At 35.9% G+C, this 14,892-nt stretch carries 15 protein-coding genes; 2 read left to right on the forward strand and 13 right to left on the reverse strand.

The annotated features are described in order from the left end of the window. Positions 1–286 precede the first annotated feature (286 nt). The 6 genes from ACHABW_RS23980 to ACHABW_RS24005 form a co-directional block, all read right to left on the reverse strand. On the reverse strand, positions 287–2,053 hold the full coding sequence (locus ACHABW_RS23980; protein WP_435759304.1) for a DUF2326 domain-containing protein: 1,767 nt from the start codon (positions 2,051–2,053) through the stop codon (positions 287–289). Next, positions 2,050–2,298, reverse strand: a complete 249-nt coding sequence (locus ACHABW_RS23985; RefSeq protein ID WP_435759306.1) for an ABC-three component system middle component 8 — start codon at positions 2,296–2,298, stop codon at positions 2,050–2,052. The genes ACHABW_RS23980 and ACHABW_RS23985 overlap by 4 nt, the downstream gene beginning before the upstream one ends. Further along, entirely contained in the window at positions 2,282–2,845 is a 564-nt protein-coding gene (locus ACHABW_RS23990; RefSeq protein ID WP_435759308.1) for an ABC-three component system protein, read from the reverse strand. Before ACHABW_RS23990 ends, ACHABW_RS23985 begins: the two co-directional genes overlap by 17 nt. Beyond that, on the reverse strand, positions 2,842–3,024 hold the full coding sequence (locus ACHABW_RS23995; protein WP_435759310.1) for a hypothetical protein: 183 nt from the start codon (positions 3,022–3,024) through the stop codon (positions 2,842–2,844). The genes ACHABW_RS23990 and ACHABW_RS23995 overlap by 4 nt, the downstream gene beginning before the upstream one ends. 330 nt (positions 3,025–3,354) lie before the next feature. Further along, a complete protein-coding gene (locus ACHABW_RS24000) occupies positions 3,355–3,519 on the reverse strand; it encodes a YjfB family protein (RefSeq protein ID WP_435759312.1) in 165 nt (54 codons plus the stop codon). A gap of 21 nt (positions 3,520–3,540) precedes the next feature. Continuing rightward, on the reverse strand, positions 3,541–3,912 hold the full coding sequence (locus ACHABW_RS24005) for a hypothetical protein (protein ID WP_435759314.1): 372 nt from the start codon (positions 3,910–3,912) through the stop codon (positions 3,541–3,543). A 180-nt stretch (positions 3,913–4,092) separates the two neighbouring features. Between ACHABW_RS24005 and ACHABW_RS24010 the strand changes: the two genes are divergently transcribed. Beyond that, positions 4,093–5,378, forward strand: a protein-coding gene (locus ACHABW_RS24010; RefSeq protein ID WP_435759316.1) for an IS3 family transposase whose coding sequence is annotated in 2 segments (ribosomal slippage) — positions 4,093–4,465 and positions 4,465–5,378 — 1,287 coding nt in all. Because the reading frame shifts where the segments join, the coding sequence is not laid out codon by codon here. 317 nt (positions 5,379–5,695) lie between these two features. On the opposite strand, the gene ACHABW_RS24015 is transcribed toward ACHABW_RS24010, so the two are convergent. The 7 genes from ACHABW_RS24015 to ACHABW_RS24045 all read right to left on the reverse strand — a co-directional run bounded on the left by ACHABW_RS24015 (position 5,696) and on the right by ACHABW_RS24045 (position 13,385). After that, entirely contained in the window at positions 5,696–5,857 is a 162-nt protein-coding gene (locus tag ACHABW_RS24015) for a hypothetical protein (protein ID WP_435759318.1), read from the reverse strand. Between the two features lie 458 nt (positions 5,858–6,315). After that, complete coding sequence (locus ACHABW_RS24020; RefSeq protein WP_435759320.1) at positions 6,316–6,510, reverse strand: hypothetical protein; 195 nt, start codon at positions 6,508–6,510, stop codon at positions 6,316–6,318. 478 nt (positions 6,511–6,988) lie between these two features. Further along, positions 6,989–7,933, reverse strand: a complete 945-nt coding sequence (locus ACHABW_RS24025) for an urea transporter (RefSeq protein WP_435759322.1) — start codon at positions 7,931–7,933, stop codon at positions 6,989–6,991. 184 nt (positions 7,934–8,117) lie between these two features. After that, positions 8,118–9,287, reverse strand: a complete 1,170-nt coding sequence (locus tag ACHABW_RS24030) for a sugar ABC transporter substrate-binding protein (protein WP_435759324.1) — start codon at positions 9,285–9,287, stop codon at positions 8,118–8,120. Positions 9,288–9,341: 54 nt separating this feature from the next. Then, the gene (locus tag ACHABW_RS24035; protein WP_435759326.1) at positions 9,342–10,334 is read right to left on the reverse strand and encodes an ABC transporter permease; all 993 of its coding nucleotides are present in this window, start codon (positions 10,332–10,334) and stop codon (positions 9,342–9,344) included. Then, on the reverse strand, positions 10,331–11,866 hold the full coding sequence (locus ACHABW_RS24040) for a sugar ABC transporter ATP-binding protein (RefSeq protein ID WP_435759328.1): 1,536 nt from the start codon (positions 11,864–11,866) through the stop codon (positions 10,331–10,333). Before ACHABW_RS24040 ends, ACHABW_RS24035 begins: the two co-directional genes overlap by 4 nt. A 97-nt stretch (positions 11,867–11,963) precedes the next feature. After that, positions 11,964–13,385, reverse strand: coding sequence for an amidase family protein (locus tag ACHABW_RS24045; RefSeq protein WP_435759330.1), 1,422 nt, complete (start codon positions 13,383–13,385; stop codon positions 11,964–11,966). Between the two features lie 150 nt (positions 13,386–13,535). Here ACHABW_RS24045 and ACHABW_RS24050 point away from each other — a divergent pair, with 150 nt between their 5' ends. Continuing rightward, positions 13,536–14,588 carry a LuxR C-terminal-related transcriptional regulator gene (locus tag ACHABW_RS24050; protein WP_435759332.1) on the forward strand — a complete coding sequence of 351 codons (1,053 nt, stop codon included), beginning with the start codon at positions 13,536–13,538 and terminating at the stop codon, positions 14,586–14,588. Positions 14,589–14,892: the final 304 nt, after the last annotated feature.

The raw sequence follows: 14,892 nt of genomic DNA on the forward strand, positions 1-14,892 counted from the left end.
TTGCATGGGATTACTGTGTACAGAATTCTAGCCCTACATCGTGTTCCTTTTGTCCTTTATTTATAGGATTTTGGATCTGATGAAGTTTATGATGTTCATTCGATTCGAGGGATCAAATAAATAATCACCCTGAGCTGCGATTGGCTAAAATGGGTGATTATTTTTTTATACTTATTGAATTTTCCGTCCGCTCTTAATGTTGCAGTTTAGGGATAAGTGTTACCAGCCTTATTACCTTGTAAATCATTGTATTTTAAGAGAATTTATAGATCGATTCAAAAAAGACCTAGTACTTGAATCCGAATAAAGCTCCTGATCCGTCGTCAGTTTGTTGAAGTTCACATACAATATCTTGTTTATTTAACTTATCCTTAGAGACGTCCGAATCTATTAAACTAATAACATATTGCACATCATTTACCTTACAATAATCTTCAATAAATTCAAGATAGGAGTCTTTACGATTCTCGTGCAATGCTTCAAAAGGTCCATCATGATATAAAAAACTAAAGAAACTTTTACTGGAATAATAGCTTAAAATAGCTAAATCAAAACACATACAGAGCATTTTACGGTATGAAAAACCTTCATCCTCATGTGTCAAGGTTCCATTATCTGTAATGATCCCAGCATTAAACTCAACATTAGATGTGGTATTGGTTGAGATATCTATTATTCCATTCTTACTTGTTATTTTTTCAAAATAAGACTTAAATAAAAAACGGATATCATTTAATACTCTGTTTCCACTTTCAATATTTGAGTCAATAGTTTCATTAATTTTTTCAACGGATTTTTTCTTTTCATTTAATTCTTTAATATCAGTTCTTGTATGTAGTATTATTTCTTTTTGTGTCTCAAGATTTTGAATGCTCTTTTCTTTTTCAATTAAATTAGACCTCAAATGTTTATATTTATTAATCACATCATCATCTTGTAGTACGCTCAAGATATCTGAACGTTGTTTCCCTATATCTTTAAGCTTTTCATCGACTATCTTAAGCTCGGCTTTCTTGTCAGTGAGGAGCTTCGACAGATGTACCCTTCTATCTTCAAGTAGAGACTTATTGAAATTTATTAACTCTTCATATGATTTTTCTAATTGATCACTAAAATATATCTCTACCTCATCAAATAGCTCTTTTATATAGTCAAAATCAAGAAACTCTCTCGTCGCTAAGGAGTTTTCAATAAGTTCAATGTCAGACCTTAAATTATAGGCTTTATTTTGTAAAGAAATTGATTTGTTTTCAATCTCTTTAATTAATTCTTTACTAATCTGTTTTTCATTTAAATAGAAATTAAATGAATCAAGATCTTGTTCCAACGTTTCTTTTTCTCTAGTTAGAATATCTATTTGACCATTAATTCTATCTATATCTGAAGCACTATAATAGTCCTCCATACTTCTTATTTTTATTTTCAAACTTTCGATTTCATTATTTAATTTGTATCTTTTTAAGAGTACATCACTATCAAATCCTAATAGTTCATACACAAAAGGCTTCCAAACCTGGTCTGTAGAACTTGAGAACTTTTTTAATTGAAAAACATCACTATAATCGTTTTGAGTTCTAATAAAATAACCTACTAATTTCCGATAATCATAATCTCCTAATATATCAAAGTTTAATTTTTCATTTAAAGTGGCTGTTGCCGCGATGACATTTTCACTTGTAGTATTGAGAACTAAGTTTGTGTAATCCCATTCGTCAACCTCTAATAATTCTGTTGAATAATTAAGTATTTTCATGTCTACTCTTGTTATGTTGTCAAAAGATCTTCTAATTGTTAAATAATCACCACTATTTAATTTAAGCTCTAGAAAAAACGTATGATCTTTAAAAACCTTTTTCTTGTTATTAAAATAGTTTCCCTTTTTCACTTCCTTAAGTAGCATGAAGTCTATCAGATGAACAAGTGCACTTTTCCCAAGGTTGTGGGGATCATTTATATTTTTATCTTGGACATAACCAAAAATGATATTTAATCCATTTTTAAATTTTATATTTTTAAACCTTGAATCATCGCTATATAACCTTGATAACTTCATATTTTCATCTCCAAGACGTCAGATTCGATATCGTAGTCGACCCTGCCAAGCAAGAATAAAAAATCGACTGCGGGTAAAAACAAATATAGGGTATCATCACCTATTTGCTTTTCTAATGCATTATAAAGCTTTCCATAACTGCACTTATGATCGTTCTCTTTGAATACTTTTATTAATAAAGCCACTGCATATATTAAGCTTCTATTTAAATCTGTAAACTTATCAGGTCTAAGCACTGTTATCACCGTTTTCTCCAATGTGACATATGTAATACATAAAATGTACTACCACACTCACCGTTTCCTCATTCTCTAAAATCTCAATGTCATTAGAATTTAAAAACCTATCAATAATATCATTTAACACTTCGCTAAAAAAATACTTTCCTCTTTTTATTTCGGGTATTTTTCTATTAATTGTCTTCTTAATATTACTGTATGATTTCCTTAATTTTTTATTACGAGGATCAGATAAGATATCTTTAATAGTTTTAAAATAAATGCTGCTTTCAATAATGACATTGTTGTAATCTTTACAACCATCTTCTTCTAATTTATTAATAATATTCTTCGCTACAATGTTGATCCTCTTCAATCCATCATCATCTTCAACATTTTGTTTAAACTCTAGCTCATCCTCTAGCTCCAACTCCAAAAAGTCTATCACTTTTTTAAGGTTATATGGATTAATGACGTCACCTCTTGAATTGAAGAAATTATGTTGAATTACATCACCGTCATTATTATATATTGGACTTTGCTCACCTCTCGTAGTACTTTTACCAGTAGTCATTCCCGATCACCAAAACGGCCTTTCACATCACCTTCGTTATTAAAAATAGGACTATTTTTACCTTTTGTTTTGTTAATGTTTTTTTGACTTATCCTTATAGATTTAATAACATAGCCTCCCGTAGCTCCAACTAGGAGTGTAAGGAGATGAGTTATAACGATTGTCCAATCAATACTCATCTAAAAGTCACCTTCTTCTTAAGTTTAGTTTTATATAAACTGTTGTTATGCCCCATTCCTAGTATAGTCGAAAACTATTAATTATGAAAATTTTTACAATACCTATTTATGTATATTTTCGACAAGAAACTTCTTTAATTTATATAAAAAATTCTAGGACTAACAAAAAAAGCAATCATCCTACTTGTTATGATAGGGTGACTACCTTTCTCTTTATAACTACTCTAATTGTTTAAATTGATAGCTACTTATTGCGACATCGTTGTTTCAGACTAAGAAGCCTCGACTCTATACAAAGCTTCTTGAAAAATAGTAAATGTTTCTTGTATCTTACTTGCTCCATCTTTTGCACATCCGCTGAGTCGAGATCAGCTTGTCCAGGGCTTCTACTTGCTCACCCGCTTGCCCTATCACTCTCTTCATCATCGAAACCGAAGCCTGTTGTTTCACTTCTCCTTGACTCATCGCCATCGATAGTGCCGCAATATTCATCATAGCACCTCCTTTCCATTGGAATTAAGAAACGAGATACGGTTCAAACAACCTTTCCATTTCTACTTTCAACTTCTTCACATTTGGTATGAGCGTGAATTGGAGGATCTCTTGGACTGTGCCATAAGAATGATCTTCAAGGGATGTTACCACTCGCTCTAAACTTTCACGAACCTTGCCAATGTGTGGTTCTACTAACTCCGTATCAATCAAGTCCGCAAAAACAGGACCGACTGAATTCTCAATCGATGCAAAACCACCTACGACATCATCCATCAACTGCAATGCATCAGGGTATTTCTTTTCATTAAGTTGCCTCTGAACATGTGTTAATCCTTCTAACATCGTCTCTGACAGCTGTAGACTCTGCTTCATAACATCAAGATGCTTCTCCATTTGATCACTACTTTCTATGTATAAAAATTATCTTACATTATGTAAAAAAAAGACTCTAGCATAATGAACTGTAACCCGAATAATGGACACTTAAAAAAAGTGCCTCATTATTCGGGTTTTTATGTTTTTATAAGATAAACCCGTTTATAATAAAATAAATCATTAGAACGGAGAATTGTCATGAGTAAAAACATATATTCAGAGTTTCATATGAAAGAACTAGAGAAGAATCCGAATGTTGTACGTGTGTCAGATCGCTCGATCTCTTACCAACCATATTTTAAAGTAAAGGCTGTTCAAGAATATAAAACAGGAAAAGGACCGTCCCAGATCTTTCTAGAGCATGGATTTAACCTTGAAGTTATAGGTAAAGACCAACCAAAGCGTTGTTTAAGGCGTTGGCGCGAAACGTTTGAGCAGTTTGGTGAAGTTGGATTCGAATCGGAGCGAAGAGGAAAAGGAAGTGCGGGCCGTCCCTCTTCCAAAACGTTATCTGCCGAAGAAAAACTTAAAAAAGCAGAAACAAGAATCAAGTATTTAGAAGCTGAGATTGACTTCTTAAAAAAGCTAGAAGAACGAGAGAGGCAGGCGTTGAACAAGAAATATTAACCCCTTCAGAGAAATTTGAACTTATTGAAAAAATCATCAGAAAGTATCAATTGAAGGGAGAACTAACCCAGCTGTGTCAGTTAGCTGAAGTAAGTAGAAGTGGTTATTACGCCTGGTTAAGCGCAGAGGGCATCCGTCAAGTCCGAGAAGCAAGGGATACTCAAGAAGTTGAACTTATTAAAAGTATTTTCTTCGTAAAAAATCAAAAAGTAGGGGCACTTCAAATCAAAATGATAGTGGAGAATGATCACAGTGTCGTGATGAATCATAAGAAAGTCAGACGCTTAATGAAAAAATTCGGCCTCGAAACGACACAAGAACACCGTACATGTCCGAACCTACTAAAACGTAAGTTTGATCAAAAAGAATTTGGTAAAGTGTTATTAACTGACATTACTTATCTTTACTATGGTCGAGGTCAAAAAGCCTATTTATCCTGTGTGAAAGATGGAGCTACAAAAGAGATTTTAGCTTATAAATTGTCAAGGTCATTAGAAATGGATATTGTTTATCAAACATTAGACAACCTCAAGGAAGGGATGGGTATCTTTCACCCTGAGGCTATCCTTCATTCTGATCAAGGGGTTCACTATACTCATCCAGAGTTCCAGGACAGAGTGAAAAAACTAGGGGTACGTCAATCTATGTCAAGGAAGGGAAATTGTTGGGACAACGCACCAATGGAATCATTCTTTGGGCATTTCAAAGATATGGTCGATCACAAAGCATGCGAGAACTTTATACAATTAACACAAGAAGTAGATGACTACATGGAAGAATATAATGGTCATCGATACCAGTGGGGATTAAAAAAAATGACCCCGGCTCAATACCGAAGTCATTTATTAGCTGCGTAGGTCTCTTTTATAAACTGTCCATTTTATAGGTTACAGTTCATAATCACTAGAGCCTCTAAGTTGTTCATAAATATTAACCAAGTAATTGTTGCATCATCAAAAATTGTTTCGTATATAAATGCTAAGTTATTAGGGTTCTTAGGTCGTAGAACAATATTACCAATTTAGCAGAAGAGTTAGTGTTCGTTAAAAATACAGAAATTTTCTTAAACATTAATCCATAAAGGTAATTCATAAAGATTTGACTATCCACAAGCCCCGCTCCTGTAGTTTCATGTTTATTACACACTACATTTGAAATCATAAACTCAGGGCCTTCATACTCTCTTTAAAAACCTTGCAATTAATGTGTCGTTTCTCTTTTTATGAGTTTCATTTGTTTCACACATACTTTCTTCATTTTCTTCTCTTACTAATACAGCAGTAATAACATAATAATGCGAAGATCCACTTTTCCATGGTATAGTGTAAACAGTCACTTTATATCCTCGTAATTACCGCTGAAATTTCCAAATTACTACGGAATTCTATATATACTTCTCTGAAATAATGCTAATTTTTTGCATATTAGAAGGGAGAGTTTTTTTATGATTGATTATTTCTCATAACTTTGGTATTAACTTAGTGGAATATGGTGAAAGAGGCAAAAAGAACGAATTTCCTTTGTTTGATATATACCCTAACTGCAAATGTTCAGCACCCGGAAATCTTCATCGTAATGGATATTACTGGCGTTATGGAATAACGGAAGAGGCTGTTTTTTTTGTCAATATAATATTGAGCCACAGCGATCACTTTAAAAGTGAGCCACGTGTCATTTTTGTCCAGCCATCAATGGGCAAGATTGGAAGTTGGGATAGGGTTGCCCCGGGGAGGGGCAACCCTATCCCAACTTTCGCAGGTTCTTTAACCTCCTTCATTCTGTTTCATACTTTGCCTAAAACGATAGGATTCGCCATTTAATAAGAGAGAATTGAATCAATAGCTCTGCGTACTGGCTACTGTTCCAAACTTCTGCCCCCATCCCCTGATTAGTCACACGATGAGCCCAGCTACTTTTATAATTTCCTGTGTCGACCTCTGAACGAGGCACCGCAACGTTTTCCGTTGCTAATGCTGCACTAAGTATCACTTTCTTAGCATTTTCTGATTTCTCTTTAGCGTAACGTTTCAGACCTTTTGAAATTCCTTCATTTCTGTGATTTTCGTATTTACTTTCATTAGGTTATTTAATATTCCCCTAGCCTTGTCCAAAAGTAAGTCTAAAATAAAGTGTACAGGAGTTATATATCTTCTAGACAACCAGAGAGGACATTCCCCTTTCTCAATCTGCTTCGTTAATTCCATAAGCTCAAACAAAAAAGTGTATTCATTATAGAATTAACGCCATTACCACCAAATAAAAATCTTTTCTTCTAAAATCCAATATCATAATATTCTCCAGGCATCCATCCAGACCTCTTAATAGAAGAAGCATAATTAAAAATTGTTTTTGAAAATTCCACTCTTAATTTGCTATTCTTTCCTGTTTTCATAATGATTGTTTACTTACATCATGCGAACCAGTAAATGTACTTATTATAATTCCAGCTTACAAATCTCCCCCCGTTTTACAGATTCGGTAAAAACCTCCTCGCCGCTAAGAAAAACCATGTACAAAGAACAAAAGGCATTGTTAAAGTAGGTAGTCCATATGGTAAAAGAAATATGCTAATGCTTGCTGTTATAGGTATTGTTAAACAAGCGGCAATTATACCAGATAATAGTGCAAAACGGCTATGTTCACTATTAAAAACAGCAGATACGGCTATAATGGTCAATATCGCATTATACCCATAAAGGCCTGCAGTAATTAAAGTGTATTCTGCTCCAAAAACATATGCAATAATGACAGCAGATACACTTCCAATGAGTGTATAAAATCCTAATTTTTTTCCCGCCAAAAATACAGCAGTAAATAATAAAATCCCAGATATTGTGTTATCTAGGAAAACTATTTGGCCAAACCCATGAATGATTGCTTCTATTAAGTTGATTTCTCCTACTATATTTATTTCCCAGGTTGTTAAATCCTGAGGCATCAATTTAGAACTTATATTAATATTTTTAAAATTGTAAGTAGAAAGTAGCATAAACCATGTCAGGATAATAAAGGGGGAAGTAAGAATCGGTATTTCTGTTTTCTTCATAAAGTGATTCATGGCCGCTGTAAAAATTGCAGCTATGGCTGATACAACTAAAGCAACAAGCCACACAAAAGGTCCAGTTAAGAATATTGTTAATGCCATTCCTGTCACCACGGAATTAAATCCTAATAAGCCTTGATTTAAACTCTTTTTATCTCCCCCCCCAAGTTTTGCAACTAAAGTGCCAATAAATGATGATAGTAGAGCAATGATACCTAAATAAAAAGAAGTAATGGATATTGCAACAAGAATTAGTAAACCGGTAATGACATTCTCAATCAAAAATACTTGAGAAATTCCTTTGAGGGATGCCGATACGAAAGGGAAAAACACTCCTTTATTTAATATATTGGGTTTAATTGTTTTCATAATAATCCCCTTGGATAGTTAGTAGTAGAAGTTTAAGTCTTATTTAAAAAACACCTTCAGGGAATCACGAATATCTTCATGATACTCGCTCCACTAGTGAAGGTGTTTAAATTAATCTTTTATTTTAGGTTCTGCGAAGAAGCTCGGCCTACCTACGGAATGAGTACTCTTTAAGTACTAAATATTACTCCACCCCTTCTATATTATTGAATTTTTGAAGAACTCCTGTTTCAATCAAATATTTGTTCTGTTCTGGTAATTCTGGCAGCACAACTGGTTCATATCCTCCATTATAATAGTCTTCTACGTTTTCTTTCGTGAACACTACCTGAGGGGAGAGAGTTACTTCAGGTAACTCGGCACCGTTCAGTATAGCTACGCCCATCGCCATGATATACTGTCCCCAGTTCCCCATAAAGAAACTTCCTTCAGCAACCCAATTCTCATTATTTCGTAATTCATCTAACCCTTGCTTGCTTCCACCCAATCCCGCTACCAACGTTTTCTCAGTACGGTTGGCATCTTCAATAGCACGCCATGCTCCTATAGAAGAATCATCATTTATGGAATAAAGAAGAATATTACGGTCTTCTGGAATAGTTTGAATCACGTTCCTCACTGTTTGATAGCTTGATTCTAATGTAGCCTCTGAATCAACTTGTATTAAGTGTTCGCCAATTGTTGTGGTCATCGGAGTAATGTCTTCAGGTTTAACTTCTTGCATCCCCATTTCCTTCGCAACGGTAACATAGAAATAACGGACACTGTTGTTAATTTCCCATCCACCTTTTGAACTTTGTACCAAGAGTACTGTTGTATTATCTGCTGTCCAACCTTTTTCCTTGGCGATCTCTGTAACTATCTTTCCAGTATCGATTCCAATATCCTCATTGCTCAGATTAAACAATGGACTTCCAGGTACCGGAATGTTAACCGCAATTGTAGGTATGTTTGCATTTTTAAACACGGCTTCAAGTGATTTACCTACTCCTTCCACACCATTATATTCGATGATTAAGTCTGGTTTGTCTTGAACCATTAATTTAGCGTTTTGTAGAGCCACAGGACCATCAAATTTGTTATCGTATGTTTTCAATTTAATACCGGATACTTCTGCAGCTTCTTTTACCCCTTCACCCAACTCAACGAATAACGCACCTGACTCTGTGACATTAGCAAAGGTGAAAAAGTATTCTTCTTGCTCAGTTTGTTTTTCTGCATGGTCGTCTCCATATTTTGAGTTTTCTGAATTTACATCCGAGCTTGCCGACTTACTGTTTTCACCACATGCCACAAGTAATGACATAAATAGAATGAGAGTGAGGACAAATAACTTTTTACTGTAAAATTTCATCTAATTCTCCCCTTTTCATGTGAGTAATTTGGTATTTTCCCCTTCAATTAATTCTTATTCCTCCGAGTTGTCATTACGAAGGCGACTTGATATGACAGCAATTAATAGCACGACTCCAGTTCCAATTTGTTGGTAAAAGGATTGAACCTGGATTAACGCCATACCATTTGAAAGTGTACCGAGAATAAGAACGCCAACAAGAGTTCCAATAATTCCTCCAGTCCCTCCTGCTAAAGATCCCCCTCCCAAAATAACAGCAGTAATGGATAATAAATTAGTGTCAAGTCCCATCGTCCCTGAGCCAGCCATCAATTGACTCGCCACAACAATTCCTGCTAACGCAGCCAAGGATCCACTAATAATATAAACTAAAATCGTAATTAAATCCGTTGAAATCCCTGCAAGTCTGGTAGCTTCCTTATTTCCTCCTAATGCATAAAGAGTGCGTCCGAATACGGTATAATGCAGTGTAATAAATCCCAATACACTTAGTAAGATTAGCAACCATACATAATAAGAAATGCCTCCTACTGAACTGCCAGCAAGAAAGGCTGCATCTGGATTGTCTAAGGCGGTTGTCAATCCACCGGTAAAGACGCTCGCCAAACCGGCCGTAACCGAAAAAGTACCAAGTGTCGCAATTAATGGAGTAATCCTCAACTTACCTATCAACAAACCATTAATTAAACCTACCATTCCCCCAACAGCTAGGACGATTATTATCGCTAAAGGTACGTTAACTCCTGCATTTATAATGGTTACATAAACGACTGCACCCAGAGGAACTACTCCACCAACTGAAAAATCGAATCCACCTGAAATAATGGTAAATGCTTGACCAATGGCTACTATTCCAAGCACCGCTATACTATCAAGAATATTTAATGTATTGGAAAAACTAAAAAAAGAATCAGTAATGGTCGTAAAGAAAATGAGAATCATCACATAAAATAGAAAAAGCAATGCGACATCGGTTAACTGCTTTCTTTTTCTTTTAATCGGAAGTGTCGATGGTATAGTAGTTTCAGAATCAGGCTTTAATTTCATTTAATTACTCCTCCATTTTTCTGAAAATTTCCTGAGGCTAACCGAAGAACTTCATCTTGTGAGATTTTTTCTCCTTTTAATTCACCAACCAAGGCACCGTCTCGCATAACAAGTAATCGATCGCTGATATTAACTGCTTCTTCCACATCAGAGGTTACAACGAGAATTGCAGTACCTTCAGAAGCAAATTCCTTAAGTTGTTTATGAATTTCCAATCGTGCTCCGATATCTACACCACGTGATGGCTCTTGGAGAACCAGTACTTTAGGATTCATAGCAAGCCTTCCGGCCAAAAGAACTTTCTGTTGATTACCCCCACTCAACTCTGATACATTTTGTTCAATACTCTGACATTTTGTGTTAAAACGTGAGGTGTACTTTTCAGCTGTCTTACGCTCTTCCAAAGAGTTCATTAATCCTAAGTTTGACAATAGTCTTAGGATTGGAAGCGTTGCATTTTTTCGTATCGACAACTTCAATACCAATCCTTGTTTCTTTCGGTCAGCTGGAACATATGCAACATTGGCTTTTTTAGCCTCTAAAGGGTTACGAAAAATTCTGCGCTTTTTACCTTCTAATATTATTTCTCCTTCAATCTCTTTTTGGAGCCCAACAAGTCCTTCAGCTACTATTTCTGCCCCACATCCGCGTACCCCAAAGATACTAACTACTTCTTTTTCTTTCACATTAAAAGTCACATTTGATAAACTAGGTAGCCCTCGACTAGACCAATTTAGAACTGAAAGAGCTGGATTAGCACTAGGATACTCGAACTTCTCGAGGGTAATCTGTTCTCTCTGTTTCCCAAGCATATGAGCGATTAATTTTTCATGATCACTAGTTGCTGTCTGTTCAGAAGCAACTAGTCTTCCATTTCTAAAGACATCGATGCGATCACTAAAATTAAATACCTCATCCATTCGGTGGGATATATAAACAATTCCAACCTTTTCTTCTCTCGCAAGCTTACCGATAATACGAAACAGGTTTTTGCTCTCATTATCTGATAATGAAGCTGTAGGTTCATCAAGTAAAATTACACTCGCTCTTCTCGATAAAGCCTTAAGAATTTCTACAATTTGTTTGTCTGCTAATTTCAATGAGGACATCTTACGCAAAGGATCAATATTTAATCCAAAACGTTTCGCCTCATGTTTTGTTCGTTTTATCATCTCTTTATAAGATATGAATCCTTTTCGATTAGGGATTCTGCCTAGCATAACATTTTCAGCAACGGTGAGTTTCGGTACATAAGCGAGTTCTTGTGGAATAAAAGCAATACCGTATCTTAAAGCATTCTTAGGTGGGAATAATGTCACTCTGCAGCTTTTTACATAAATTTCACCTTCATCAGGTTGAATTGAACCTGCTATTATCTTAGCGAAAGTTGATTTTCCTGCCCCGTTTTGTCCAATTACTGCAACTGTTTCTCCAGGCATTAACGTGAATGTAACATCTGAAAGAGCTTGGGTGGAACCGTAGCTTTTCGATACTGACCTTACCTCAAACAAATAGTCTAGTTTAGATGACACTATCCACCCTCCCATTTTCTCAATTTTTATACTTTTCTTTATTACCAATCTACGGATAACTATTATCGATAAACAGATATATTTTGCTACTTAACCCTTAGCAAGGATCAATTGGAGTAATAACATCTGAATGAGCCTCAATAATCTCAGCCGCTTCAAGCAAAGTATCCTCACGAAACCTTCTTCCTAGAAGCTGCACTCCAACGGGCAGACCTTCTGCAATGGTTGTAGTTACAGCGAGAGCTGGAAATCCTAGTACTGGTATTGACACCATTGACCACTGTGCTGCCGTAACTCGACGCATACTCTCTTCGCTAACAATATCGGCATCCTGCTCAAACGCTTGTTCAGCTGATACCGGTAGCAATATTATGGGATATTCCTGTAAAAACTGCTGTAACTGTGCGATTAGAGTACCACGACGTGCATAGCCGTCCATGTAATCTTTAAGACTAGGACTAGGTCCCCACCAATCCTGCTGAACTGCATAATAGTGTTTGGCCGCCATTTTTATACCTTCATCTCCAACCTGTTCAACAAGAGGCATAATCTGACGGAACTCCTCCATACATAGTAAATACCAAAGTCTGTATGCTTCAGCGAATAGTGGTATCTCCACCTCTTCTACAAGGTAACCAGCATTCGTTAAATTCATTGCTGCTGTATCTAAGGCTTGATTAACCACAGGGGTAGGTTTTGCTACACCAACATCTCGCAATAATCCGACACGAATTGGCTTTTGGAGAGGCTCGCCCACTAATGGAACCGGCATATGCAACGGGTCACGTGGATCAAAGTTACACATACCCGAAAGTGCCAATCGAAGGTCAGCCACGGTACGTGCCAAAGGCCCCTGAACTAACATGAATTGATTTGATAAAACTTGATCAACATCCACCGGTCCGCTCCACTGAGGGACTCTCCCAACTGTAGGACGTAATCCAGTTATTCCACATGCATAAGCAGGGTATCTAATCGATCCACCACTGTCATTACCGTGGGCAATCGGTACCATTCCTGTCGCAACAGCTGCAGCACCACCACCACTTGAACCACCCGGTGTTCGTGAAACATTCCAGGGATTGATCGTTAGTCCATGCAAATCATTATTTGTAAACCATCTAAAATTGAATGCAGGAGAATTGCTTCGTCCTACTAAAACTGCTCCCGATTTTCTTAAATTGGCAACTTGAGGACTGTCTGTATCAGCCATGTTGTCTTTAAAGGCAACAACACCGTTTGTGGTTGCATAATTTGCCTGGTCACTGTTTATCTTTATGGAAACTGGCACTCCGTGGATTGGGCCCAATTGTTCTCCATTTGAGACAGCCTTGTCGGCTGCATCAGCCGCAGATAACGCCTCTTCTCTGGAAACCTCCACAAGGGCATTAACCAACGGATTCACTTCCTCAATGCGATTTAAGCAACTGATAACTAGCTCACGCGATGAAATCAGTTTGGTTCGAATTCCAAAAGCCAATTCCTTTGCAGTCAATTGCCATAATTCACCTTTGTTCATTCTTCACTCCTCCTTTTTTCAACTATTTAAAATATTTTGTCTTAATGTTATTATAAGTATAGAAAGCGCTTACGCATATGGCTATACTAAATACTTTAAAGATAGAAAAGGTACTTAATTTAGTATCTAGATTGAAAGGGGGACTGTCGTTTGCTTTCTCAAATCAACTTGTCCAAATCAGAGTATGGGCGCATGATGCAATTAATTTCCGACTTATCCGTCAATTTTAAAAATGGAACAGATGAACTCCAGCATTTACTATCTCAATATTTCGGGTATCATTCATCAATTTTTTGGAAAATTGACCAAAAAGGCAACTTATCCAATCCGACAAACCACAACCTCAGTGATTATTTAGTAGAGGATTATGTTAATTACTTCTATAATGATGATTATTTGCACCCCCAAAAACACTTAGATTTTTACCGTGAGAACATTGTTTTACGAATGGAAGATGTAATTTCTTTGGAAGAATACAAATCCTCAGATTATTACAAGGAATTCATGAAAAAATACGGCCAATACCACAAAATGACGATGACATTTTATTCACATAATAAGTTTGTTGGTGTTCTTGGTATATGCAGACCCCTATCGGAAAAAGGGTTTACGGAGGTTGATTTCCAAAGGGCACGGATCCTTTCCCCAATCGTATCAAATTTATTATACTTAGAAAGAGAATATGAAGAACTTCGCCAAGAGAAAGAATTATTGGAGGCATTTGCTTCTGAAAGTGATACAGGCTTAATATTGCTCGACAAAAAATATGAGATTATCTATATGAACCAGGCAGTATGGGATATTTATAGAGAAACAAATGTATATAAAAGTATGGAGGACTTTGTGGGAAAAATAGTATCAAACGTCTCAAACAATTTTTTGAGTTCACCCATGCTGAGGCTTCAAGGATATAAAATTAAAATCATAGGCCATCAAGAGTTATTTTTATCAAGGGAAAGCCGTTATGCTATTATCATAGAAAGAGATAAAGTAGTAACAATAAAAGAAAATGATCTATGTAATGAACTGACAATGCGAGAAAAAGAGGTTTGTTTTTATTTGAAAAAGGGTTGCACCTATAAGGAAATTTCAAAAAAATTATTCATTAGTGTCCACACAGTAAATAAACACGCTAAAAATATTTATAAAAAGTTAGGGGTCAACAGTCGATCCTTATTACAAGCCAAACTACTTTATGAATGAACCGAGTAGGATTTAATGATCACCGGAAATTTTTCCGGTGTTTATTTGTGTTTTTGATCTTTATTTACAGAACCTACTTTGAGGGCATAAGCTTCTGGTTGACAAAGTTTAAAGATTATTAGGATTCACGCGAAGGTCCCATGAATTTACAAAAACATTTTTCAACCAAAGATACTTTAATTCAGTATCTTGCTTCGATTGACTTCTTCTAATACTGCAGCTAAGACTTCCACAATGAGAAATACGATTTTACCCATAGTTTCTCTCCTTTCATTGGTCCAATCTATCTTCATTTTGAATGAAC

The sequence above is a fragment of the Salipaludibacillus sp. CF4.18 genome, from assembly GCF_051262595.1.
Classification (GTDB): domain Bacteria; phylum Bacillota; class Bacilli; order Bacillales; family Salisediminibacteriaceae; genus Salipaludibacillus; species Salipaludibacillus neizhouensis.